22 protein-coding genes, 1 pseudogene and 1 riboswitch are annotated in these 22,493 nt (G+C 42.1%); of the genes and pseudogenes, 8 read left to right on the plus strand and 15 right to left on the minus strand.

The window, feature by feature from the left end:
* Positions 1-113 precede the first annotated feature (113 nt).
* The 4 genes from KHZ77_RS07845 (at position 114) to KHZ77_RS07860 (ending at position 3,758) form a co-directional block, all read left to right on the plus strand.
* Positions 114-467, plus strand: coding sequence for a hypothetical protein (locus KHZ77_RS07845; protein ID WP_295197574.1), 354 nt, complete (start codon positions 114-116; stop codon positions 465-467).
* A 54-nt stretch (positions 468-521) separates the two neighbouring features.
* Entirely contained in the window at positions 522-1,292 is a 771-nt protein-coding gene (locus KHZ77_RS07850; protein WP_295197576.1) for a hypothetical protein, read from the plus strand.
* A 526-nt stretch (positions 1,293-1,818) separates the two neighbouring features.
* Positions 1,819-3,066 carry a hypothetical protein gene (locus KHZ77_RS07855; RefSeq protein WP_295197578.1) on the plus strand — a complete coding sequence of 416 codons (1,248 nt, stop codon included), beginning with the start codon at positions 1,819-1,821 and terminating at the stop codon, positions 3,064-3,066.
* Positions 3,067-3,134: 68 nt separating this feature from the next.
* A complete protein-coding gene (locus tag KHZ77_RS07860) occupies positions 3,135-3,758 on the plus strand; it encodes a methylated-DNA--[protein]-cysteine S-methyltransferase (RefSeq protein ID WP_295197579.1) in 624 nt (207 codons plus the stop codon).
* Positions 3,759-4,006: 248 nt separating this feature from the next.
* Here KHZ77_RS07860 and KHZ77_RS07865 read toward each other — a convergent pair whose 3' ends face one another.
* The 9 genes from KHZ77_RS07865 to KHZ77_RS07905 all read right to left on the minus strand — a co-directional run bounded on the left by KHZ77_RS07865 (position 4,007) and on the right by KHZ77_RS07905 (position 13,506).
* Positions 4,007-4,849, minus strand: a complete 843-nt coding sequence (locus tag KHZ77_RS07865) for a hypothetical protein (protein WP_295197580.1) — start codon at positions 4,847-4,849, stop codon at positions 4,007-4,009.
* A 111-nt stretch (positions 4,850-4,960) separates the two neighbouring features.
* On the minus strand, positions 4,961-6,154 hold the full coding sequence (locus KHZ77_RS07870; RefSeq protein WP_295197582.1) for a hypothetical protein: 1,194 nt from the start codon (positions 6,152-6,154) through the stop codon (positions 4,961-4,963).
* Positions 6,155-6,405: 251 nt separating this feature from the next.
* Positions 6,406-8,769 (minus strand): hypothetical protein, encoded by a 2,364-nt coding sequence (locus KHZ77_RS07875; RefSeq protein ID WP_295197584.1) that lies wholly within the window; start codon positions 8,767-8,769, stop codon positions 6,406-6,408.
* Between the two features lie 48 nt (positions 8,770-8,817).
* The gene (locus KHZ77_RS07880) at positions 8,818-10,290 is read right to left on the minus strand and encodes a nicotinate phosphoribosyltransferase (RefSeq protein ID WP_295197586.1); all 1,473 of its coding nucleotides are present in this window, start codon (positions 10,288-10,290) and stop codon (positions 8,818-8,820) included.
* 211 nt (positions 10,291-10,501) lie between these two features.
* The gene (locus tag KHZ77_RS07885) at positions 10,502-10,891 is read right to left on the minus strand and encodes a helix-turn-helix transcriptional regulator (RefSeq protein ID WP_295197588.1); all 390 of its coding nucleotides are present in this window, start codon (positions 10,889-10,891) and stop codon (positions 10,502-10,504) included.
* A 268-nt stretch (positions 10,892-11,159) separates the two neighbouring features.
* Complete coding sequence (locus KHZ77_RS07890; RefSeq protein ID WP_295197590.1) at positions 11,160-11,474, minus strand: hypothetical protein; 315 nt, start codon at positions 11,472-11,474, stop codon at positions 11,160-11,162.
* A 102-nt stretch (positions 11,475-11,576) separates the two neighbouring features.
* Entirely contained in the window at positions 11,577-12,137 is a 561-nt protein-coding gene (locus KHZ77_RS07895; protein WP_295197592.1) for a hypothetical protein, read from the minus strand.
* A gap of 115 nt (positions 12,138-12,252) precedes the next feature.
* Positions 12,253-12,813, minus strand: a complete 561-nt coding sequence (locus tag KHZ77_RS07900) for a hypothetical protein (RefSeq protein WP_295197594.1) — start codon at positions 12,811-12,813, stop codon at positions 12,253-12,255.
* A gap of 117 nt (positions 12,814-12,930) precedes the next feature.
* A complete protein-coding gene (locus tag KHZ77_RS07905) occupies positions 12,931-13,506 on the minus strand; it encodes a hypothetical protein (RefSeq protein ID WP_295197596.1) in 576 nt (191 codons plus the stop codon).
* 339 nt (positions 13,507-13,845) lie between these two features.
* Between KHZ77_RS07905 and KHZ77_RS07910 the strand changes: the two genes are divergently transcribed.
* Both KHZ77_RS07910 and KHZ77_RS07915 read left to right on the plus strand, forming a co-directional pair.
* Complete coding sequence (locus KHZ77_RS07910) at positions 13,846-14,745, plus strand: prenyltransferase (RefSeq protein WP_295197599.1); 900 nt, start codon at positions 13,846-13,848, stop codon at positions 14,743-14,745.
* A 335-nt stretch (positions 14,746-15,080) separates the two neighbouring features.
* A riboswitch (SAM riboswitch) is annotated at positions 15,081-15,171 on the plus strand.
* A gap of 64 nt (positions 15,172-15,235) precedes the next feature.
* On the plus strand, positions 15,236-16,069 hold the full coding sequence (locus KHZ77_RS07915) for a MetQ/NlpA family ABC transporter substrate-binding protein (RefSeq protein WP_295197602.1): 834 nt from the start codon (positions 15,236-15,238) through the stop codon (positions 16,067-16,069).
* 246 nt (positions 16,070-16,315) lie between these two features.
* Here the strand turns inward: KHZ77_RS07915 and KHZ77_RS07920 are convergent, their stop codons facing one another.
* The 4 genes and pseudogenes from KHZ77_RS07920 to KHZ77_RS07935 all read right to left on the minus strand — a co-directional run bounded on the left by KHZ77_RS07920 (position 16,316) and on the right by KHZ77_RS07935 (position 19,694).
* A complete protein-coding gene (locus KHZ77_RS07920; RefSeq protein ID WP_295197669.1) occupies positions 16,316-16,720 on the minus strand; it encodes a cytidine deaminase in 405 nt (134 codons plus the stop codon).
* A gap of 102 nt (positions 16,721-16,822) precedes the next feature.
* Positions 16,823-18,106 (minus strand): annotated as a pseudogene (locus KHZ77_RS07925) (thymidine phosphorylase); the annotation flags it as partial.
* Between the two features lie 36 nt (positions 18,107-18,142).
* Positions 18,143-18,835 carry a deoxyribose-phosphate aldolase gene (gene deoC / locus KHZ77_RS07930; protein ID WP_295197604.1) on the minus strand — a complete coding sequence of 231 codons (693 nt, stop codon included), beginning with the start codon at positions 18,833-18,835 and terminating at the stop codon, positions 18,143-18,145.
* A 226-nt stretch (positions 18,836-19,061) separates the two neighbouring features.
* On the minus strand, positions 19,062-19,694 hold the full coding sequence (locus tag KHZ77_RS07935; RefSeq protein ID WP_295197607.1) for a 3'-5' exonuclease: 633 nt from the start codon (positions 19,692-19,694) through the stop codon (positions 19,062-19,064).
* Positions 19,695-19,965: 271 nt separating this feature from the next.
* Here KHZ77_RS07935 and pyrF point away from each other — a divergent pair, with 271 nt between their 5' ends.
* Positions 19,966-20,685, plus strand: a complete 720-nt coding sequence (gene pyrF / locus KHZ77_RS07940; protein ID WP_295197609.1) for an orotidine-5'-phosphate decarboxylase — start codon at positions 19,966-19,968, stop codon at positions 20,683-20,685.
* Entirely contained in the window at positions 20,682-21,269 is a 588-nt protein-coding gene (gene pyrE, locus KHZ77_RS07945) for an orotate phosphoribosyltransferase (protein ID WP_295197612.1), read from the plus strand. The genes pyrF and pyrE overlap by 4 nt, the downstream gene beginning before the upstream one ends.
* 211 nt (positions 21,270-21,480) lie before the next feature.
* Here the strand turns inward: pyrE and KHZ77_RS07950 are convergent, their stop codons facing one another.
* On the minus strand, positions 21,481-21,885 hold the full coding sequence (locus KHZ77_RS07950) for an OsmC family protein (RefSeq protein ID WP_295197615.1): 405 nt from the start codon (positions 21,883-21,885) through the stop codon (positions 21,481-21,483).
* A 68-nt stretch (positions 21,886-21,953) separates the two neighbouring features.
* A complete protein-coding gene (locus tag KHZ77_RS07955) occupies positions 21,954-22,463 on the minus strand; it encodes a metal-sensing transcriptional repressor (protein ID WP_295197618.1) in 510 nt (169 codons plus the stop codon).
* Between the last annotated feature and the right edge of the window lie 30 nt (positions 22,464-22,493).

The raw sequence follows: 22,493 nt of genomic DNA on the forward strand, positions 1-22,493 counted from the left end.
CCTGCTTATATGCTGTTTATTGCTATATAATTTCGTAAAGTATGAAAACCATAACAATTCAAAGTGAATATACACGATTCTAAACAAGATTATTTAAGCAAAGGAGTGTTATTATGAACCACCGCACCCACAAAAATCTAAAAAGACTGTTAATGCTCAGTCTATTCGGCGGTGTTATTTGGGGCTCCGCATTTGCGGCCGACGCAACATCAACAACGGCGGTACCGGTAGCTATGCAAGCCACACAAACCACTCAAGCAGAAAATACACAAGTAGGACAAGTAAATAAAGACCAACAACAATTTACTTACTACGATTACTTAGTAAGCCAACGACAAAGAGCTCACAGCCAGGGACAAGCCAATGCGGCCATTTTCCTAAGCACTGCTCCACAGACAAACGGCTCTCAAGAACAGATGCGTGAACGCCCTGAACATATGAGAAACGACCGTGATCAACAAGCTTAAGGAAATAATGGCAACGAAAGACGTCCACATGGTAGAAATAATAGCGAAGCCAACATGCCTCAGCAAGGCGGTCCTCGCATGGACGGTCAGCAAGGTGAACGCATGATGCCTCCTCAAGGCGGCCTTCGTATGGATGGTCAACAAGGTGAACGCATGATGCCTCCTCAAGGCGATCCTCGCATGGATGGTCAACAAGGTGCTCACATGATGCCTCCTCAAGGCGGTCCTCGCATGGATGGTCAACAAGGCGAACGCATGATGCCTCCTCCTGACGGCCCTCGTATGGACGGTCAACAAGGTGAACGCATGATGCCTCCTCCTGACGGCCCTCGTATGGACGGTCAACAAGGTGAACGCATGATGCCTCCTCAAGGCGGCCCTCGCATGGACGGTCAACAAGGCGGTCACATGATGCCTCCTCCTGACGGCCCTCGTATGGACGGTCAACAAGGCGGTCACATGATGCCTCCTCCTGACGGCCCTCGCATGAACGGTCAACAAGGCGGTCATATGATGCCTCCTCCTGACGGCCCTCGCATGAACGGTGAACATCATAAGAACGGTAAACATCATAAAGGGTATTCCGAAGAAAACGGCTATGGCCCTATGATGCCACCTCAAGGTAACCATATGAATGGTGAGCACCACAAAGGTGACAAACACCATAAACGTCATTCCGAAGAACGAAATGGTTACGGTCCTATGATGCCACCGCAAGAAGATTCCCGAATGGATCGTGAACACCCAAAGAATGGTAAGCATCATTCCACAGAACAACGTCCTTACACTCCACAGGACAATGAAACTCCTAATTACGATTTTTAGTTCTAACTAAATAGTAAACTCCCACACAACACACAACACACAACACACAACACACAACACACAACACACAACACACAACACACAACACACAACACACAACACACAACACACAACACACAACACACGGGATTATAAGTCCCGTAACAGTATCCCGCAAGTAAATCTTGCGGGTTTTACTATTTATCCCACATATTCATTTCCCTCTATATCCTCTCTGTATTCTCTCTGTATCCTCTCTATATCCTCTCTGTATCCTCTCTGTATCCTCTCTGTATCCCTTCTATTTATTCGCCCTTTTAATACTTCTCCCTTTTTCATTATCTATCCATACAAGGGGCGTATAACCATGTCATGGTTTTAAAATAGTTTATATTTTAGGTCCAAATTTTTATACTTATTTTAAAATTTTACGGTATAGTATTTATATAGTCTTATTATATGAACTATAACTATTATCTATGAATTTTAACGTTTGTAATAATGTATACGGTAACTATATTATAACTGCCTGTGAAAGGAGGTTTCTATGAAGCCTACAACTCGTAATACGTGGCGCCGTGCCGCCTTGATGACTATATTGGGAACCGCTCTATGCAGTTCCGCCCTTGCTAATGAAAGCATGCTCCCTGCCAATGCAGTGCCTAATTTAAAATTGCCCACTCAGATTACTAAAGAGGAAGAACGGGTAGAACGTGCCAGAATCTCTTCGGAAGGTCAAATGTTATCAGCAAAAGCCGTGGATCCGAATGCGCTCTATTCAGATAAACGGTTGCCTAATCCGTATAAAGCCTATGTTTGGCGCCGTGATGTAACCGCTCATAACCAAAAGGCCACATTGCCTACTGCGTTCCGTACATCGCAAAGTTATTTTAAAGATGTACCAAACCGTACATCGGAGTCATTGCCTGACCGGGACGGTTTAAATACACTGCAAATGTCAGGCAGCGCACAGCCTACGATGGAACAATACAAGGAATTGGCTCAAGTATTAAAAACTAAGGCATCCGGTCCTATTTACGTAGTGGATTTACGACAGGAAACGCACTTATATGTAAACGATATGCCTGTCAGTCTCTACGGCGACCGCGATTGGGGCAATGTAGGTGAAAGTAGAACTTCCATTTTACAGAATGAGCGTCAATTGACTAAAACATTGCCGGGAACGACGATTGAAACGGCTGAAATTGCCCGTCCTGCAGGCGCCAAGTCCGGTAAAAAAGGCCCTGTAAAACAGGAGTCCATGGTAGTCAACAAAGTACAAACTGAAGAACAGGTAGCTCGTGAACTAGGTCTGCACTACATGCGCATCACCGCGACCGACCACATTTGGCCCAGTGCTGAAAACATCGACCAGTTCATTGCTTTTTATAAAAAACTTCCTTCCAATGCGTGGATTCATTTCCACTGCGAAGCCGGTCACGGCCGCACTACCACCTTCATGACCTTGTATGATATATTAAATAATCCACAAGTTCCGCTAAAAGATATTTTGGATCGTCAGTATATGATCGGCGGCATTCAGTTGGTTCCTGATGAAGATTTATTGCCACCTTACCGCACCAATACTGACTTATCCTCCGCTAACACACCAAATACAGACGGCGATGATGCAGATTCAAACGACTCTTGGCAAGATCCATATACGTTGGAACGGGCCCTGATGATTCAGAAATTCTACCGCTATGTTCAGCAGAATAAGAGTTCCAACTTCTCCACAACCTGGAGTGAATGGCTTCACCCTGATGCGAACGTAGGTTCTATTAAAAATCTATAGACAAGAACATACTTTCTAGTTATACTAAAGGTACATATTACCGGAACATACGGAAGGAAGGATTGCTTATGACCAGCCAACGCACTAAACACCAAGTAACAGCTCAACATACGGAAGTTAAAAATAGTACCGCGTCACAGGATATTTACTACAGTTGCACCTGCGAATTTCCTCGCTTGGGCGCCGTTACCCTGTACAGTCACAATAACCGTTTAGTCGGTTTAACAATGCCAAGCCAAAAATATGTGTTGCCGGCCATGAACGGCAAATCTAAACAACCTTCTTTAAACGAACTGTCCCATACAGAAGGCCTTCAACGTCCTGAATTTAAGGCCGGCTTTGAATGGCTGACCGCTTATATAAACGGTGAACGACCTGACACACTCCCTCCATTTGAACTGGAAGGTACAGAATTCCGCAAAAAGGTATGGCGTCATTTGCTCACCATTCCCTATGGCAAACTTACTACCTATGGTGACATTGCCAAAGCCGTTTACAACAGCTCTGATATTCGGGGCATACAGGCCCGTGCTGTAGGCGGTGCGGTCGGCCACAATCCGTTGCCGATTATGATTCCGTGCCATCGAGTTGTAGGCAGTCAAAAACAACTGACCGGCTATACCGGTGGTCTCGATGTAAAGAAAACACTCCTTGCTATGGAAGGCGTTGATTTAACGGAATATAAAGATTAGGTCTATATGAGTGAACATAAAAAGTTTCACTGAAATGAAAACTTAATCGTGCGTCAAGGCGAAAAATATACATGCCTTAACGGTACAAATAACAGTGTGCTAACGATAAAAATAAGTTAAGGATATAAAAAAGCTGCGTGTTGGAACGAAAGTAAATTCGAACTGACACGCAGTTTTCTTTTATTATTTTGTTTTATTATTGAGATTCGCATTTGCCTGCATTAGCTTTACAAGTCTACGCTTTAATTTTACTTAATAGAGCTTACAAAGTTTCTAAAGATTGGTGCAAATGTAGCCCGTTCTGAATCGGATGTGGTCATAATGTATGCCACGGTTGAGTTAGGCTCTAACACGAGTGCCACATACACAGGAAATAGCTGTTCAAATCCACCTACTGCATAATTCATATCGGCGCCGGACACATAGGTAGGATATTTTGTACCGGTCAATTTAACAACCGGCTGCATGCCTGTTACTTTCATAGTATAGTCCACGTGTGTTCCGTCAGGATTATCGCCTAAAAATCCTTGTCCTTCCACTAAAGGTTCACCGTTCTGAAGTTTCTTATTAATTGAATAATTTACGAATAACAGGGCCGAGTCGATAGTTGGTTCGTTAAGTGTTTCAAAACGTGTGAGCGGATTGTTCTGATCTAGTGCCACCGCTGCCACCACCGCTGTTTGACGACCATCTTCATTCTTTAATTGCCATTGATATACATCAGTATATTCACCTAAACGGAATGAATTGATCACATTTAGTATTTTGTTGGCATTATTAAAGTCCATAATATCTTGACGGCGATTCTGTTCCGATAAAAAGATATTGCTATCCTTTTGTGATGTCTTCTCGCTCACCTTACTTGGATCATACTTGGCTGCCTCTTTAATATTAGATTCCGCTTCTTTAAGCGCATACGGAATCATATTGGTCTTCGATAAGGTTACCACGTTTACAGCCTTTGGCAACATGGCTTTGCCACCGATTACATCAACCTTAACCGATGACATGTCCGCTGCAAATGAAGCGGCCGGCATGAAGGCGCCTGCCACGACAACTGCGGCCATGGCCCATTGCTTCCATTGTTTCATAAAAATTCTCCTTATTGTCTTGAAAACATTTTATTTTGTTGAAAACGCGCAGTAAAAATTGTGTACTACTCAATTCATCAATATTAAGCATCCGGTATTAACCGGTATACATTAACGAATCTGGAACACTTCTTTCACAATCGGTTTCCACAGAGCATAGTCCTTATCGCTTGTGAAGATCATTTGAATCGTAGGACCTTCATCGGTAAGGTAAATGAGCGTGAATACAGCCATAGGCATTTCAAAACCATCCACGATCAGGGCTAAACGTGTTTCACTGTATTGGCCTTTGCCGAAGCGAGTGGTTACCAAAGATCCGCTATAATCATCCACAATAACATCGGTATTTTCCATATATTTATTCAGCACAACCAATAGCTCCTGTTGGTTCTCCTTGGTTAAATCCGAATTATTTAACGATGCCTTTTTATTCACCGCATTGAACAGATTATTTATATCTGCATTCGCAGCATCCATTAGCTTTACTCTAACGGCTTGAATGTCCTTATTCAGTCCCGCCGCCGTATTAGTTCGCTTATTTTCGGCAAAATCCTTAGCCATTCTTGCATAGGCCTCGTCAGCGGAATACACAGCAGGATATTTCGCTAAAATTTCTTCCGGTGAAAGTTCTTCATACCCGTAAACATATTGTAAATCCTTTAACATCTGTTGTACGTCACGGCGTCCTTTCACATCTTCATTATTTCGATTCGCCTCGGTCAGTTCATCGGCAAACTCTCGCTGTATTCCTTTTTGAATTTCCTCGGACGCGCTAAATGTAGTATCCTGACCATACAACTCTTTCGCCTTTAAGTCCAGCTGAGCTACTGCACGGACACCTTGCAAATAATCCTTATCAATACCGACTTCCACTACATATGCCGAATGCCAAGTCAATACATGTCGCGTAGTCCATTGGTGAATATTCCAATCGCGAACTTGCTTAAATTCAAAGTTCTGCAATTCCGGTACATTCAAGCGATCCGGTGCGGCCAACTCACGGATCTGGTTGCTGAATTTTCGAGTATTCAGATCAATCTCGGGCGTCATATCCGCTGTGCCGGATGTAATTTTATGATAATCCCCGGTCTGCGAGTCGATAACACCTGTAGAAACCTTTACATGTTTAAGGTCCCGCTCCGTAACGCCTTTCGGCATAAGGACCTGCTGATTATTAACGGTAGTAAATATCGACGGATTCATATCCCCCGGCGTAACCGTCGTTTCTCCTTGTGCTGCCGCCCATGATGTACAAGCAACACAGAGCACCCCCAATAAAGCAAACTTCATTTTACGTGACTTCATAAATGACTCCCTTTCTTTATAAATAAGTTATAAGCTTTTTAATCCTCTATGCTAACACTCTATCCTAATACGCAAATGCCTTCTCACCCCTAACGCTTCTTTAACCATGTATTATGCGCTATTTATTATCGAATCTAAATTTCCGTTTTACTAATTATATGCTAGATAAGCATCTTATTAATTGCAGACCGGCTAGGCCTCGTACTAATTGTAGACTATAGCTTCCTTACTAATTATAGATTAGCATTTCCCTATAAATTTGTAATGAAAGATTCAAATTCCGGCATAAATGTATTTCGTTCCGCATCAGATGTAATCATCAATAGCGCTACAGGATATGGATTTGTATATACAATTGCCCCGTCTAAATAATAAGGCAATTCAACGCCATTTATATTCACAAACGCACGAGTGCCGGCTCTATACGCATCATGTTTGCCTTGATTAATCAACGTAATCGGTGTTTGATCTACCAGATTGATGGAATTATAGGCAAAGTGATTAGCTCCGGTAAATCCGAGCCATTCCTGAACCTTGCGATTCAAAGGCCCTTCGCTGTTAATCCATTGGTTATTCAATACCGGTAACATCGTGTTTAATTGATCCTTGGATAAATGAACACCCAAATTCTTCATGACCTCCGGCGTCAATGCAAGGCTTAGCACTGTAGCGGTCTTCCGTCCATCAACATCGTTTACCTGCCATTGATACACTTCCGTCATTTTACCCAACCGATAGGTATCAATTCTATCCTGCTGCTTTAACAGTGATTTATAATATTCACGACTTTTCTCCAAGTCCTGGCCGGTAAAAAGCTCTTTCGTCTTCCAATCGCGAATAATCGGTCCTTTATCAATGCCCTCTTGTATTCCTTTTTCATGCATCTTGAAGACAAATGGGATTAATATAGATTCCGATAACTTTTTAACAGTTAGTGTCTCAGATTCGGACACATTTAAGCTCGCAGATGTAAGGGTAAGATGATTTTGCATGTGCTGATTTTGCGTACGTTGATTTTGAGTGTATTGGTTTTGATTACGTTGATTTTGCTCTACCCGGTTTTGAGTAACCGCGCTTTGCTCAATCCCATTTGCTTCAGTTTGAATCTGCCAAATCTGATTGATTTGTTCTTTCCAATACGGGAAATCGCCGTCATTAGCAGTGACTATGGTAAATACAGGCCCCTGTTCATCAAAGCGAAGGTAGCTCATAGCGCCCACAGGAATTTCGTAGCTGTCAAAATATAGCGCCCCACGTACTTCTGACTGAATCATGTCACCAAATAAATTACTGTGAACCTGTTTATTTTCAAGCCGATCAAAGCTAATGGTGGACGTATCCATGAATGTGTCAACCTGACTATAGAAGAAACGAGCCGTTTCAAAATCTTCCACCTTCAGTTTCAACTGATTCCGCAGATCTTCCAATTTATTATAATGGTCGAACCATTTTTCAGGCTTATCTGCAATTTTATATTCAGACTGCGGCGTATGACTTACTGCATGCTCCTCACGGATGAGCTTTTCCAAGTCCGTTTCCATCATTTTAATCTTCTGTGCCAAATCGGCTTTTACAGCATCAGTAAATGCTTCTTTATAAAATGCAATAAACTGATTGGCATGGGCCGCATTTTCCATGAACGGCATGGACTGTAAATTTGTCCACGTCGCATTATAATAAGCTGCACTGTCGTACGTTTTCGGATAGAGCGCCAAATACTGTTCCTTGTTTGCCGCATTGCGTTCCATCATGTCAAGCAGAACTTTTCTTGTCTGCGATTCATACCCTTCCGCCGGTTCAGCACCGGAATAATTAAGTATGTCAGCCATATTTTCCAAATAATAAGCGCCTGTCTCTAAGGCCCCCACGGAAGCTGACGTCGGTACTCCATTATCATAGAGTCCATAATATGAGGAAGGATTTTCCTGTGCGCGCTTTAAAAGCGTCTTCGTAATGGCCAGATCCGCCCGTTCTCCATTTATAAAATCAGGCCCCAGCGCTATCTCCGTTACATACGCCGTATGATGCGCTTTTTCATCTTGGCCCTGAAACTGATACATGTTCCAGTCGCGATACACTTGACCGCTAAACGCTTTCAGTTCAGGCATCTTTGCCTCATCCGCTCTGCGGCGAATGTTTTCCACATAGTTTTCATTCATGGAGCTACTCGACATGACTTGCGTTCCGTCAATTACCCCCACAGGCGTAACCATACGTTTAAAATCAAACACCGTCACACCAATTGGCAACGGAAGCTCCTTGTTATCTACCGTTGTAAATGTATAACTCACCAGCTGTGGCATAATGCCCGTCTGAAACGCGTTCATATTGTCAGTTACATCAGTCTTCTCATCGGCCACATTAGTAATTTCAGAGTTTGAACTTGCATCAGCCGTTTCAGACTTTGAATTTACATTAACTATCTCAGACTTTGAGTTTGCATTAGCCGTTTCAGAGTTTGAACTTCTATTAACCACCTCAGACTTTGAAATGGCATTCACCGCTAATACGGCATCTCCCGGTGCCACTGTAACGGCTCCGGCACTTACAGGCACCACACAACACAAGGCGCCTAACACTAACGCGTGAAGTCTTAGTTTATATTTCTTTTTCAAAGGCCCCACTCCTTCAACAATTCCCCTAACATATATATTTATATTGAATTATTTTTCAAAATGCTTGTTTTCGCCTGCTTTTTGAATCAATAATTCTTTCTTCAATTCATACAGTTTGTGGCTGATGTTTACTTTTACAACCGGTGGTCGGTTCAAGCGCAAATATTCAGGCCACAGGATTTTCATCTGTTCTTCTGCATAAGCTACGATTTCAGGCAAGCTTGGCTGGTTATAAACTAATTCACCATCTTCGAAAATTGGCACCAACAATGGCACTACATTAAATGTATTGGCCTCCAGTTGTGTCCGTTTCCATGGATACTGAGGATTTTCAAAGGTATAGTGCTGTGTAGGATCAATGGTTTCTTCTTCCAGGCAGATTAAATCGCCAATAAGTTTGCCATTGCGTTTGCTAATAAGGCGAAGCACCTTCTTGCGCCCCGGATTTGTAACCTTTTCAATATTATCGGAGAACTTAATGGCCGGCACAAATTCACCGTCATCGGTCCACTGTCCTGCCAATTTATATACACCACCTAATGCGGAGGTACCGTCGGCTGTGATCAGTTTCGTACCGACGCCCCAAGCATTGATTGCGCTGTGCTGGCTCTTCAAATCGGCAATGGCATATTCGTCCAAATCGTTGGATGCGAAAATGGTAGCGTCATTAAATCCTGCCGCATCGAGCATGGCTTTTACTTCGTTAGATAAATAAGCCAAGTCGCCACTGTCCAAGCGGATACCATAGCCTTTCGGCATGGTGCCGCCACGGCGGTCGCGCACTTCTTTGAACACTTCGATGGCTGCCGGCACACCTTTATGAAGCGTGTCATATGTATCGACAAGCAATACGAGCATGTTTTCGTATTGTTCCGCATAGGCTCTGAAAGCACTTACTTCGTCAGGAAAACTCATAATCCAGCTGTGTGCCATGGTGCCTACCGGTTTTATATTATATTGCGCAGCGGAATATACATTACTTGTACCGTTGAAACCGCCGATGATGGTTGCGCGGGCCCCATAAACCGCTGCATTAGTCCCCTGTGCACGACGCATACCGAATTCAGCCAAACTGTCCTTGCCGGCAACGGAGCGAATACGGCGAGCCTTTGTAGCGATTAAAGATTCGTGATTCAAATACATGGACAACGCCGTTTCAATGAGCATCGCTTCATCCTTAGGTGCTTCCACGCGAAGCAATAATTCGCCCGGGAATACGACCGTTCCTTCAGGAGCCGCATATACAGTGCCGGTGAATTTGAAGTCTTTTAAATAGGCTAAAAATTTTTCTTCAAATAAACCTGTTTTACGCATGTATGCCAAATCATCTTCGTTGAAGGATAAATTTTTCAGGTAATCGATTACATGTTCAAGACCGGCTACAACCGTGTACGCTCCATCGAATGGATTTTTACGATAAAAACGGTCGAACACGCATTTCGTACGATGCAAATTTTTCTTAAACAACCCTTGCATCATGGTGAATTGATACAAGTCGGTTAATAAAGCTTTACTAATCACAGTAATTTTCACTCCTTTTGCTTAGGGCGCATAAACAATCACTCTGAAATTTATCATATTTACACGTCGATACATTGTATACTTTTACTTAACATACATTATACTCATTTTCATGAATAATTCCTATTAGATACTAAAGGAATCTATTAAATATCTAAAGTTATATATCATGTTTATAGTAACAAAAAAGGGGCATAGCCCCTCCCTTGATTTATTTCTTCATTGCTTGAAGCTTTTTTATTTCTAAATCTAGCATCAAATTCCGAATATAATTGTAATTATCCGGGTTGCTTACGAACGTTTTAGTCTGTTCATCCATATGTTTTAACGTTAGGCCATTTGTGATTCCAAACAAAAGATATTCCGGAGTAGTTCCTAGTGCGTCAGCATATTTAATTACCGAGTCGATAGAAAGACCAATTGTTCCATTTTCTAATTTACTAATTGTTGAATGTGTATTAATTCCAACTAATCTCATAAGTTCCGATTGAGAGTACTTTTTCTTTTTTCTTAATTCTTTTATTCTTGCACCTATTTTTTCTAGGCGAGAGCTCTCTGATCTTTCCATAGCTATTTGTGTTCTATATTTTGATTCGCTCAAAGCATACTCCTTTCATTATAGATTTAATTCATTATGTCTTTAATATCAAGTTTGAAGTACTTTATCTATTGATACATTCCTCACACTAATTTTGTATATCGCCAAAGAATTAATTTATACGATTCATTAATAAAGAAAGATGTAAGAGCAAGTTTTTCTCTTTCCGGTAAGTTGCTATTCAATAAGTTAGAAAACAAAAAATCTCCGATTGAAGTAACTATATTATCAGTATTAACCTTTTTCTCTTTCCATAAATTAATTTCGTCTTTTAGTTCTCCAAGCGATTCTCTGAAGCCTTCAATTCTTGACATTTCTTCTTGAAGTCTATCAACTCATAAAATAGCTCTATCGCCCCCGGAAAATCTTCGCTGTCGCGGAGCCTTGCCTCTCCCAAATGGGTTAATCTCTCCGGCATTTTGCGTCCAAGGTAGATATGTTCTACTGCTTGACATGCTCTGCATACCATTATTCCGCTGTCCGTTTCTTCCCCCATTGCCTCCTTGATTAGTGGCACCATTTTCGGAATATCCTCCTTGCGAAAACCCCATTCTTCTAATCTCTTCGCTATTGCTGTAATGTCCATTAAAATCCTCCATTCCACTAACATTAACAAGCTAGAAACAATTTATGACATAAATTATTCGTTATATCTTAACATATAACTTATTTCTTACACGTTAAAATGCTATCCCCCTAAATGTTCAACAACACAACTATCTTTTAGAATCTCTCGCCCTATATATTCATCTTCAATCACTCTATTAAAGCCTTCTTCACTAATTCGCTTTAATTCATCAAGGTATTGACATATGGAATCACTGTAGTGTTTACTTATTATTTGCGTCAAAAAAATAGGTTTCAAATTATTTTTATTATCTTTTTGATATAAACATAGTTTTATATATTCTCTAGATATTTCAATGATGGTAGCCCAATTTTCTTCTGTCATATCATTGGTGATTATATCCTTTATCTCCCATATAGATATTTTTCTCATCAAGCGCGGAATTGTCCAGTTATAGGTCGCTTCTACTAGATTGTCTCCGGAACAAAGCATCTCTGCTTTCCCTCGAAACCCCTGTTGATAATTGTAATTTGGAATTTTGACTTTCATTAACGCCTGAAATGCCGCTTCCGCTATTAGAATCTCTTCTTCCTTCTCTAGTCCCTTTAGTTTCTCCAGTTCTTTTAGCATGGCTGGAATATCTTCTTCGTGAAATCCCCACTTGCGAAGCCGTTCTTCCATTGTTATTTTCATATGACTTCTCCACTTCCCTGCCGCCATTTTAGCAAAAAACTACATTTTATATTCACTCTATATTAACCCATCATTTGCTATATACTTTATATACCTTGAACCACTATAACTCTAAACGCTCCACGACATAGCTATCACTTAAAATTTCTGTCCGTATAAACTCATCCGCAATAACTCTCTTAAACCCTTCTTCACTAATTCGTTTTAACACCTTAAGATACAAGCATATGATGGCATTATCAGACATGCGAAATATAATTAGCCCCTCTGGCTTCACACCATATTTATTATCTTTTGAAGATAAACGCCTTTTTATATATGTCTTATAAAGATCAATTACAGCAGTCCAATCACTTTCTGTCATTTGATCAAAAAGTAACGTTTCTGTCTCCTCTTCAAGAAGTCTTAATTCCCAATTTGGAATTGTCCAGTTATAAGTATGTTCTACCTCAATGGTTGGTTTGTTAATTAATGTTCTGGCTTTCGGATAAAATCCCTGCCCTCCGTCATAATTCGGTAGCTTAACTTTCATTAACGCCTGAAAGGCTGATTCTGCCAATATAATTTCTTCTTCTCTCATTATGCTTGGTAGTTTGTCCAATTCTTCCAACATGGCTGGAATATCTTCTTCGTGAAATCCCCACTTGCGAAGCCGTTCTTCCATTGTTATTTTCATATGACTTCTCCAATTCCCTGCCGCCATTTTAGCAAAAAACTACATTTTATATTCAGTCTATATTAACCCATCATTTGCTATATATACTTTATATACCTTGAACCACTATAACTCTAAATGCTCAACAATATAACGCTCCTTGAAAACTTCTGCCCGGATAAACTCATCTTCCATTGCTCGTTTAAATGCCTCTTCACTAATCTGTCGCAATGCATTAAGATATAGGCTTATTAAACCATTGTCGAGCATTCGCATCATACGGAACCGATATTGATCTGCATCACTTCTATTATCTCTTCGATTTATAGTTCTCATTATAAAGTCTCTCGATTTATCAATGACAGCACTCCAATCACTTTCTGTCATTTCATCAGTAATGATGTCTTTTATTTCCCTTATAGCCAATCTCCGATCCCATCTAGGAATGGTCATATCATAGGTTAATTCTACTTCATTTTTATCATTCGTATGACAGAGCCTTTCTGCATAAGTTATAAAGCCCTGATGTCCATTATAATTGGGCAATTTTACTTTCACTAGCGCTTGAAGAGCCGCTTCCGCTATTAGAACCTCTTCTTCCCGCTCTATACTCGGCAGTTTCTCTAGTTCTTTCAACATATCCGGAATATCTTCTTCATGAAATCCCCAATTGCGAAGTCGTTCTTCCATTGCTATTTTCATATGATTTCTCCAGTACACTAACATTAATCTATAATAATCTCTTTCGACGGTAATTTCCGTATATCCTCTTTTTAGCAGTCAATTATTATATTTTCACTATATATTTCTTTTATTTTCATCAACTCACTTATAACTTTATTATTATAATATGAGAAAATTGACGAATCGCCCTATCATAATACTCGAGAGGTTTTACTTTACCCCCATTTTCACCTATAATTGTTAGTGACTATAAAGCAATGAATTATTTAAACATTGGATGATTGAACCATTGAATGTTCAAAACATCATCAATTAGTTACAAATTTGTAATCTATTACATATACAAGGAGTTTATACATGACTTTTGCACAATTTTATCGGCTCAGCCGCCCGCGCACGTTGACGGCCGCATTCAGCCCGGTCATCTTGGGCACAACGTTCGCCGCAGTAATGCACGGCTCAGCACATCCAACCTGGCTTACGACCATTTACATTGCAGCCGTGTTAATCTGCGTTATGAGTGCTCAAATTGCCGCCAATATTTGGAATGAATACTTCGATTTTAAATCGGGCCTCGATTTAAAACAGGTCGCCGGCAACAGCGGCTCCATTGTGCGCGAAGGGATTTCGCCGAGCCACATCAAAAAGTTAGGCTATATATTTTCTATTACACCATTAGTGCTAGGCGTCCTCTTATCCGCCCTCATCACATGGTGGTTCATCCCTGTAGGCGGTCTCTGTATTCTTATCAGCCTGTTCTACTCCGGCGGTCCGAAACCGATTTCCCGAACCCCCTACGGAGAACTGGCCTCCGGTTTGGCCATGGGATTTGCCATTGTATGTATTGCCGCCTACACAGTAAGCGGCCATCTATATTGGGATTATCTAATTCCCGCCATTCCGTCCACTATTCTAATCGGCAACATTATGATGACCAACAATCTACGGGATTTCAGCAATGACCAACAACATGGTCGTCGTACGCTCGTAATTTTACTGGGGAAAGATAAAGGCATCACCTTGTTGCGCAATCTGTTCCTCCTCTGCTCCCTGTGGGTTATCTTCTGGATTCTCCTCGGATTCCTGCCAATCTATACGGCAGCGGTTGTACTGTCCCTCATTCCCGCATTTAAGAGTGCGAGTATCTTATCTCGTTACGCCGATCCGCTCACAACCAATCAGGCTATGAAGTTTACATCCATCAGCGTAACACTGTACCATGTGCTCTTCGCCTTAGGTCTTTTAGGTTGGCTATAAAAACTCAAAGTACAAAATATCCAATGCCGGTTCATAACGCCCCTCGCTCTTGAGGGGCTCTTTTTATTAACGAAAGAAACTTTTTGTCTCCTGAAAATGAACTTTTTAGCCCCTGCAAAAATGCTCTTCAACAAACTTTGTTGCGTATTTTTTACTCCCACTTATGCAAAATACCCCTATTCATTAGCCCCGCTTACAGGCTTGAACCCTAGGCTACTTCTGTTTTTTGCTCTTGTTATAGGTAAAATCTATATGCAAGTCCTAAAAAAGCCTATATGGCCATGTCTTTACACTCAATTCTTCTTCATGCTATAATCAGTCCAGAAATCAGAGATAGATTATCAAGAGTGATGGAGGGACTGGCCCTATGAAGTCCGGCAACCTGAAAAGGTGCTAAATCCTGCGGTATGCGCCGAGAGATAATTCACAGTAATGTGATGGTTGCTATACTAACAACACCATCACAATTTTTTATTAAGGGGGAAATTCCATGAAGAAAATATTTGCACTGGCATCTGCCGTTGTTTTAGGCAGTGCACTACTATTAGCGGGCTGCGGTAGCGACAATGCATCTGCAGGCGCAGGCGGAAAAGATAAAGTTGTTCTTACTGTAGGTGCTTCTCCGGTACCACACGCTGAAATCTTGGAACAAGTAAAACCGGTTCTTGAGAAAGAAGGGATTGAGTTAAAAATCACTCAGTTCACTGACTATGTAACACCAAATACTGCATTGGCTGAAAAAGAGTTAGACGCCAACTTCTTCCAACATGTTCCTTACTTGGAAAAATTCACTGCAGAACATAATTTAAAATTAGCTTCTGCCGGTAAAGTTCATATCGAACCAATGGGCATCTACTCCAAAACAATTACTAACAAAGATCTGAAATCGGCTCTTCCTAACGGTTCCAAAGTAGCTGTTCCTAACGATCCAAGTAACGGCGGTCGCGCATTGTTATTACTTCAAAAAGCAGGCCTTATTACTTTGAAAGATCCTAACAACATTTACGCAACTAAAGCTGATATCGTAAATAATCCGCTTAACCTTGAAATCGTTGAATTGGAAGCAGCTCAGTTACCTCGCAGTCTTGATGACGTAGCTATCGCTGTAATCAACACTAACTTCGCATTAGAAGCCGGTTTGAACCCTGTAAATGATGCATTAGTATTGGAAGACAAAGATTCTCCATATGCTAACATCGTAGCTGTACGTGCAGGCGATGAAAACCGTCCAGAAATCCAGAAGCTCATCAAAGCCCTTCAGTCTCCGGAAGTTAAGAAATTCATCGAAGACAAATACAAAGGCGCTATTCTTCCGGCTTTCTAAGCTTTGATTCTAACAAATACGCTTAGCTCCAACGTCTAAGCACGGCGTTAAAAATTTATAACACTATCTCAGATATGCATACTAAAAGGCTTCTCTACTATTAGAGAAGCCTTTTTTTGCTATATATACGTATTAAACGCTTTCTATTTACTTAGTAACCGATTGATACTTACTTATTAGACGATTGGATTAGACGATTGGATTAGACGATTGGATTAGACGATTGGTATTTACTTACTAACTGAATTACAAATCATCCGGTCCGAAGCTATGCGGAATGAGCTCGTCCAATGTAAATGTGTGAATCTGCTCATGTTCGTCGCTGAGGATTATATAAGGAATGCGGAACTCCACAAGAACCTGGCGGCAAGCACCGCACGGCATACAACAACTTGGCGCATCGCCCACAATCGCAATGGCTTTAAACTTCTTATGCCCCATAGTGACCGCCGTCTGAATGGCTACGCGTTCCGCACAATTGGTAAGTCCGTAAGAGGCGTTTTCCACATTGCAGCCGGTCACGATAGAGCCGTCTTCACAGAGGAGCGCTGCACCGACGCGGAACTTCGAATAAGGGCTGTATGAATAGGTTTGAGCCGTACGCGCCGCTTGGATTAAGGTGCGCTTTACCGCATCAGACAATCCCGGCATTTTATCAGCTCCGGTCCCCCCTGTCTCACCGGTCACCCCTGTCTCGCCGGTCTTATCGTCAGTCACGGCATAGCGCTCTACACCGTTCGCGCTGACTGCGGCAAAGATAAGCGGATGTGCTTTCGGAGCGACATCTCCAAATTGAAGGGCCTCTACATAGGCTTTAGCCCCTATTGATAACAATGACTCGGTACTGCTTTGTACATATGCAATGACTTCTCCTGCATTTACATAGTCGCCAGTTTTCTTTAAAATACGAAGGCCCGCCTTGTAATCAATGGGGTCTCCTTTTTTATGACGTCCTGCGCCGAGAGCAAGGGCCGCCCGGCCGCACGCTTCTGCATTCATGTGAACAATATATCCTGATTGAGGCGCCTTTACAGGCATTTCAAAAGCGGCCTTTCCAAAATCAGTTTGACTAAGAACGCTGCTGTCGCCGCCTTGAGCTTCAACCATTTGTACAAACTTTTCATATGCCTTGCCGCTGTACAACGTTTGTTCCGCCAATTGACGGCACTCTTCCGTAGTGCCTTTACCGCCAATATACAGCATATATGCAGCCAGCACGAGGGATTCTTCAGTCAAATCTTGTGGTCCCCGCCCATGCAAGGTGTTAACCACTTCTTCAATTTCCAACGCATTCCCTACAGCCTGGCCTAATGGACGATCCATATCGGTAATTAACGCCATCATGTGACGGCCATTTTCTTCGCCGATGGACACCATCACCTGTGCTAAAGAAATGGCATCATCAAGACTCTTCATAAAGGCACCGCTGCCCACTTTTACATCCAGCAAAATGCCTTGACTGCCGGAGGCCAATTTCTTGCTCATTACAGACGAGGCGATGAGCGGAATGCTGTCAACCGTACCGGTTACATCGCGCAACGCGTAAAGCAATTTATCTGCTGGGGCCAGATTTTCTGACTGCCCCGTTACGGCTACGCCAACAGAGCGAACTGTATTTAAAAACTCATCGCGATTAAGCGCCACATTTACATGAGGAATGGATTCCAATTTATCAATGGTGCCGCCTGTATGCCCCAGACCGCGACCGGACATTTTCGCTACCGGCACGCCGCAGGCCGCCACGATGGATGTAATGATGAACGTCGTCTTGTCACCTACACCACCCGTACTATGCTTATCTACGGTTATGCCCGGAATGACAGACAAGTCAATCTGCTCACCGGATTCCGCCATGTACTTCGTAAACTGCGCCGTTTCCTGTGCGCTCATGCCTTCATAATACACCGCCATGAGCCATGCACTCATTTGGTAATCCGGAATTTGCCCGTTCACGTAGGCCTCTACGATATACTGCAGCTCTTCCGGTGTGTGAGCCAAACCATTGCGCTTTTTGATGATAAGCTCATTCATATGCATGAAATCACCACCCCTAACTGTGAGTAAACTATCGCATCAGCCGTCGATTACTTCGTCCAATTTATCTTTTAAAAGCCCAACGGCCGCACTGGCTCCGATGCGTGTTGCACCGGCACGTAACATAGCCACCATGTCTTCCGTAGTGCGAATGCCACCGGACGCCTTAACGCCTACCTTCGCTCCTACTAAGGTTTTCAACAAGCTTACATCTTCAACAGTAGCACCACCTGTGCCAAAACCGGTGGAAGTTTTGATGAAATCAGCACCGGCTGCAGTTACTGCCTGCGCCAATTTTACCTTTTCAATATCGGATAAGTAGCATGTTTCCACGATAACCTTCAGTACATGCGTTCCACACGCGTCCTTAATAGCGCGAATTTCATCTTCAATGATTTCATATTGCTGTGTTTTTACAGGACCCAATGGAATGACCATGTCGATTTCATCGGCACCATCCAGTAAAGCCTGCTGGGTTTCAAACACTTTTACCGCCGTCGTCGCATAGCCCAAAGGGAATCCAATAACTGTGCAAAGAGGCACAGCGTCTTTATATTTCAGTTTAATAGGTTTTATAAAACGTGGTGGAATACATACAGACGCGGTTTTATACGCAATTGCTTCTTCCACAACCGCCTCAATATCTGCCAATGTGGCCGTTGGTTTTAGTAATGTGTGATCCACATGTTTTAAAATCTCCCGACCTGTGTATACTGCCTGTTCCCCTGCCATATTAACGCGCCTCCTTAATATATGAATCCATAGCTCTCATTGAATGAACAATTTTCTCTGATTATCTATTTTCTCGTAAAAGCTTTTCACTTATTGGTGATTTTCTTAAGAACTATGTTCACTTATGAGCTATTTTCTCTAATAAGCTATCTTCTCTGACAAACTATTTTCTAACAAATGAAGCTGTCTTATATACTAATTCTCCATTCAAGCGAGTTTCTCCCCCCTAGAAGAATGAAACTTGTTCGCCCTGCTCCGCCTCTTGAACGGCTTTTTGCATTTCCTTGCGTTTTTCATCAGTAATAAACGCTTCTCGTTTCAAACCGATAGTATTTAACAATTCATCGATGGAATTTGCATTTTTTTCACGGGCCGCCGCAATAGCAACTTGCGCACATACTTCCGCATCATCCAATGCGTAGTGATGACGGAAGTTATAGCCTAAGTAAGCCCCCATCGTATTGAGTCGATGGTTTTCCAAATTAGGCCAAACTCGTTTCGAAATTTTCACCGTGCAGGAATAGTACATATCCGGCCATTCAATATTATAATGGTCCAATGTGGCACGAAGTACGCCCATATCAAACTTCGCATTGTGAGCCAGCAAAATTTTACCTTTTAAATGGTTTTCGTAAATAGCGGGCCACAATTTATCAAAGGTCGGTTTGTTCATAACCTCCTGCGGCTGAATGCCGTGAATGGCAATGCATTCGTTATCAAATTTCATAAAAGGCGGCTTGATTAAGCTGTAGCCGCGTTTTGTGAGAACGCCGTTCTCTACGGTAACGACCGCCAACGAACAGGCGCTGTTCGGGAATTTATTGGCCGTTTCAAAGTCCAATGCTACAAAATCTAACATATATTTGCTCCTTGCAATTATCTTATAAAATCACTAATCTATGTATAACAACGGGCTTTTAGAAGCACTTCGTCGCTGTGTCAAAATCACTATATTTTTCGATATAGCCTAACTCTTATTATATACCAAATAGGGTCGATAAAGAAGTAATATTAAGGAATACGCCCTAATGGAGTGAGTCAAAACAAATTTGACTTTATCCCTATTTTATGCAAAAATTATTTGAATGAATTTATATATAGTAGTACTTAATTGACAAGGAGGTTTCAAAATGGCCGATGACAGACTGATAGTCGCTTTAGACGTTGCAACCTTAGACGATTTAAAACGACTCGTAACCACTCTCGGTGATTCAGTGTCATACTACAAGGTTGGCATGGAGCTTTTTTACGCTGCCGGCCCTGACACAATCTCATATTTACGCGATCAAAACAAATCGGTGTTCTTAGACTTGAAATTACACGATATTCCAAACACCGTAGCTCAAGGCGTAACCTCCTTAACTCGTTTGGGTGCCAAATTAATCACCCTCCACAGCCAGGGCGGACCTGTGATGATGCAGAAAGCGGCCGAAGCGGCTACTAAAGCATCGGAACAATTAGGCGTGGAACGACCAAAACTGTTAGCTGTAACTGTGCTCACCAGCTTTGACGAAGAAGCATGGACAGCTACAGGCGGACAACTTCCGATTGCCGACCAGGTTGTAAAATTGGCTAAATTGGCTAAAGCATCCGGTATGGACGGCGTAGTCGCTTCCCCATTAGAAGCGAAAGCCATTCGCGAAGCGTGCGGTCCTGACTTCTTAATCGTAACACCGGGCATTCGTCCAAGCTTTGCGGCTGCCAACGACCAGAAGCGCATTGCCACTCCGAAGAGTGCGTTAGAAGACGGCGCGTCCAAATTAGTTATCGGACGACCTATTACGAAAGCTGAAAATCCACAAGAAGCCGTGGAATTGATTATACATGAAATGGAGGCTATATCCCAATGATGACAGAACAAGAAGTAAAACAATTATTAATCGACACACAAGCTATTTTAGAAGGTCACTTTCTTTTAACATCCGGTTTACATAGCCCTATGTATGTAGAAAAGTTCAATGTATTACAACATCCTAAATACACTGAACGCCTTTGCCAGGAATTGGCTGAACGCTTCCGCGATCAAAACGTGGAATTAGTTATCGGGCCTATGACCGGCGGTATCTTATTAGCTCATGAAGTTGGTAAAGCCCTCGGCACCCGCGCTATTTTCACAGAACGTGAAAAAGGCGTTATGACTCTTCGCCGCGGTTTCCGCATCGAACCGGGTACACGCGTACTCATCGTGGAAGACATCGTAACTACCGGCGGTTCCGTGCAGGAAGTTGTTGACGTAGTTAATGCGTCCGGCGGTGAAATCGTTGGCGTTGGTTTATTAGTTAACCGCAGCGGCGGCAAAGCTGAATTCGGCGTGCCAAAAGAAAAAGTGCAGGCTCTTCTTAACCTTACTGTTCCAACTTACAAACCTGAAGAATGCCCACTTTGTAAAGATGCGGTACCTATGACCGAACGAGGCAGCAAACATATTAAATAAGCGACCGAGCTATATTGATTAAACTGACTTTGTTTTGATTGATCTACCTTTGTTTGGATTGTTCCAGCTTAGTATTGATTAATCCGGTTCAGTTAACCGAATACAATTAAAAAGGACTGTACCAATTGTTGCATTATGCACAGTTAGTACAGTCCTTTTTTGTTATTAAATAGCCATTTAATTTTAACGATGTTACATGATGTAACGAAGATTAAACATCATAAGTAAATGTAGCTGTTTGTTTCAAATCAGCATTCAAGCTGCGGCCTACCACACATTTTTCGTGAAGCAAGGTTTCAATTTCTTTACGATCCTCTTCTTTAACATCTTTTGGTAAATGGAAATCAATTTTAATTTCTTTAACTCTGAATTCTTCGGAGCTTACATCTGTTGCTACTTCAGCATAAGCACCAACGAAACTGTAGCCCATTTTACCGCCAATAAGACCCATGATGGAAAGTGCACAAGAAGCAAAAGTATCAGCTAATAATTCAACCGGTGAAAAAGATTCTTCCAAGCCGCCTACATCTTTGCCCACATCAGTAAGCACAGAATGACTCTGCTTAGAATTCGTTAACTCATTTCGTAAATGTTCTTTCATTACAACTTTTGACATAATGTAACCTCCTTACGAATAACTTACTTGCTGTTAACTTCCATACTCTATTATAAAATAACAAATTGTTACTTTATAAAGCGATCAATAGCGGTATTCAGTTTTTCCAAGGTTTCGTGGTCATTCGTTTTGACCGCTTCTACCAGGCAATGTTCAATATGATCTTTCATTACAACACGGCTTACACCTTTAACGGCGGAGTCAACGGCAGCCAACTGCACCAACACTTCGCTGCAGTCGCGCCCTTCATTTACCATGCGCTTCACCGACTCCAAATGGCCGATAATGCGGGATAAACGATTCAGCACCGCTTTAGTCTGTGTGTGACTATGTGTATGACCATGCCCATGGCTATGTGCCCCTGCCTCATCTCCATGATGAGTATGCTCATGCTCATGATCGTGCCCATGACCATGTTCGTAATCGTGCTCATGCTCATGGGCTTGTAAATGGTCATGGCTATGACTATGGTTGTGAGCATGAACGTGACTGTGTTCTGCCTTATGCCCTTGACCATCAGTCGCCTTCGTCGAATCAATCGATTCCTGTTTATTCTGCTCTAAAATTTCATGCTCCACAGTCTCACCGCCTTTTGTAATGTACAATTC

Source organism: Veillonella sp., assembly GCF_018364065.1.
GTDB lineage: Bacteria > Bacillota > Negativicutes > Veillonellales > Veillonellaceae > Veillonella_A.

Excerpts from the sequence above, each read along its gene's own strand:
- KHZ77_RS07855 (WP_295197578.1), top strand. The coding sequence starts at position 1,819 with ATGAAGCCTACAACTCGTAATACGTGGCGCCGTGCCGCCTTGATGACT.
- KHZ77_RS07865 (WP_295197580.1), bottom strand. The coding sequence starts at position 4,849 with ATGAAACAATGGAAGCAATGGGCCATGGCCGCAGTTGTCGTGGCAGGC.
- KHZ77_RS07890 (WP_295197590.1), bottom strand. The coding sequence starts at position 11,474 with ATGGACATTACAGCAATAGCGAAGAGATTAGAAGAATGGGGTTTTCGC.
- KHZ77_RS07860 (WP_295197579.1), top strand. The coding sequence starts at position 3,135 with ATGACCAGCCAACGCACTAAACACCAAGTAACAGCTCAACATACGGAA.
- KHZ77_RS07915 (WP_295197602.1), top strand. The coding sequence starts at position 15,236 with ATGAAGAAAATATTTGCACTGGCATCTGCCGTTGTTTTAGGCAGTGCA.
- KHZ77_RS07845 (WP_295197574.1), top strand. The coding sequence starts at position 114 with ATGAACCACCGCACCCACAAAAATCTAAAAAGACTGTTAATGCTCAGT.
- KHZ77_RS07900 (WP_295197594.1), bottom strand. The coding sequence starts at position 12,813 with ATGGAAGAACGGCTTCGCAAGTGGGGATTTCACGAAGAAGATATTCCA.
- deoC (WP_295197604.1), bottom strand. The coding sequence starts at position 18,835 with ATGGCAGGGGAACAGGCAGTATACACAGGTCGGGAGATTTTAAAACAT.
- pyrF (WP_295197609.1), top strand. The coding sequence starts at position 19,966 with ATGGCCGATGACAGACTGATAGTCGCTTTAGACGTTGCAACCTTAGAC.
- KHZ77_RS07950 (WP_295197615.1), bottom strand. The coding sequence starts at position 21,885 with ATGTCAAAAGTTGTAATGAAAGAACATTTACGAAATGAGTTAACGAAT.
- pyrE (WP_295197612.1), top strand. The coding sequence starts at position 20,682 with ATGATGACAGAACAAGAAGTAAAACAATTATTAATCGACACACAAGCT.
- KHZ77_RS07935 (WP_295197607.1), bottom strand. The coding sequence starts at position 19,694 with ATGTTAGATTTTGTAGCATTGGACTTTGAAACGGCCAATAAATTCCCG.
- KHZ77_RS07920 (WP_295197669.1), bottom strand. The coding sequence starts at position 16,720 with ATGCCGGGATTGTCTGATGCGGTAAAGCGCACCTTAATCCAAGCGGCG.
- KHZ77_RS07905 (WP_295197596.1), bottom strand. The coding sequence starts at position 13,506 with ATGAAAATAGCAATGGAAGAACGACTTCGCAATTGGGGATTTCATGAA.
- KHZ77_RS07895 (WP_295197592.1), bottom strand. The coding sequence starts at position 12,137 with ATGGAAGAACGGCTTCGCAAGTGGGGATTTCACGAAGAAGATATTCCA.
- KHZ77_RS07910 (WP_295197599.1), top strand. The coding sequence starts at position 13,846 with ATGACTTTTGCACAATTTTATCGGCTCAGCCGCCCGCGCACGTTGACG.
- KHZ77_RS07870 (WP_295197582.1), bottom strand. The coding sequence starts at position 6,154 with ATGAAGTCACGTAAAATGAAGTTTGCTTTATTGGGGGTGCTCTGTGTT.
- KHZ77_RS07850 (WP_295197576.1), top strand. The coding sequence starts at position 522 with ATGCCTCAGCAAGGCGGTCCTCGCATGGACGGTCAGCAAGGTGAACGC.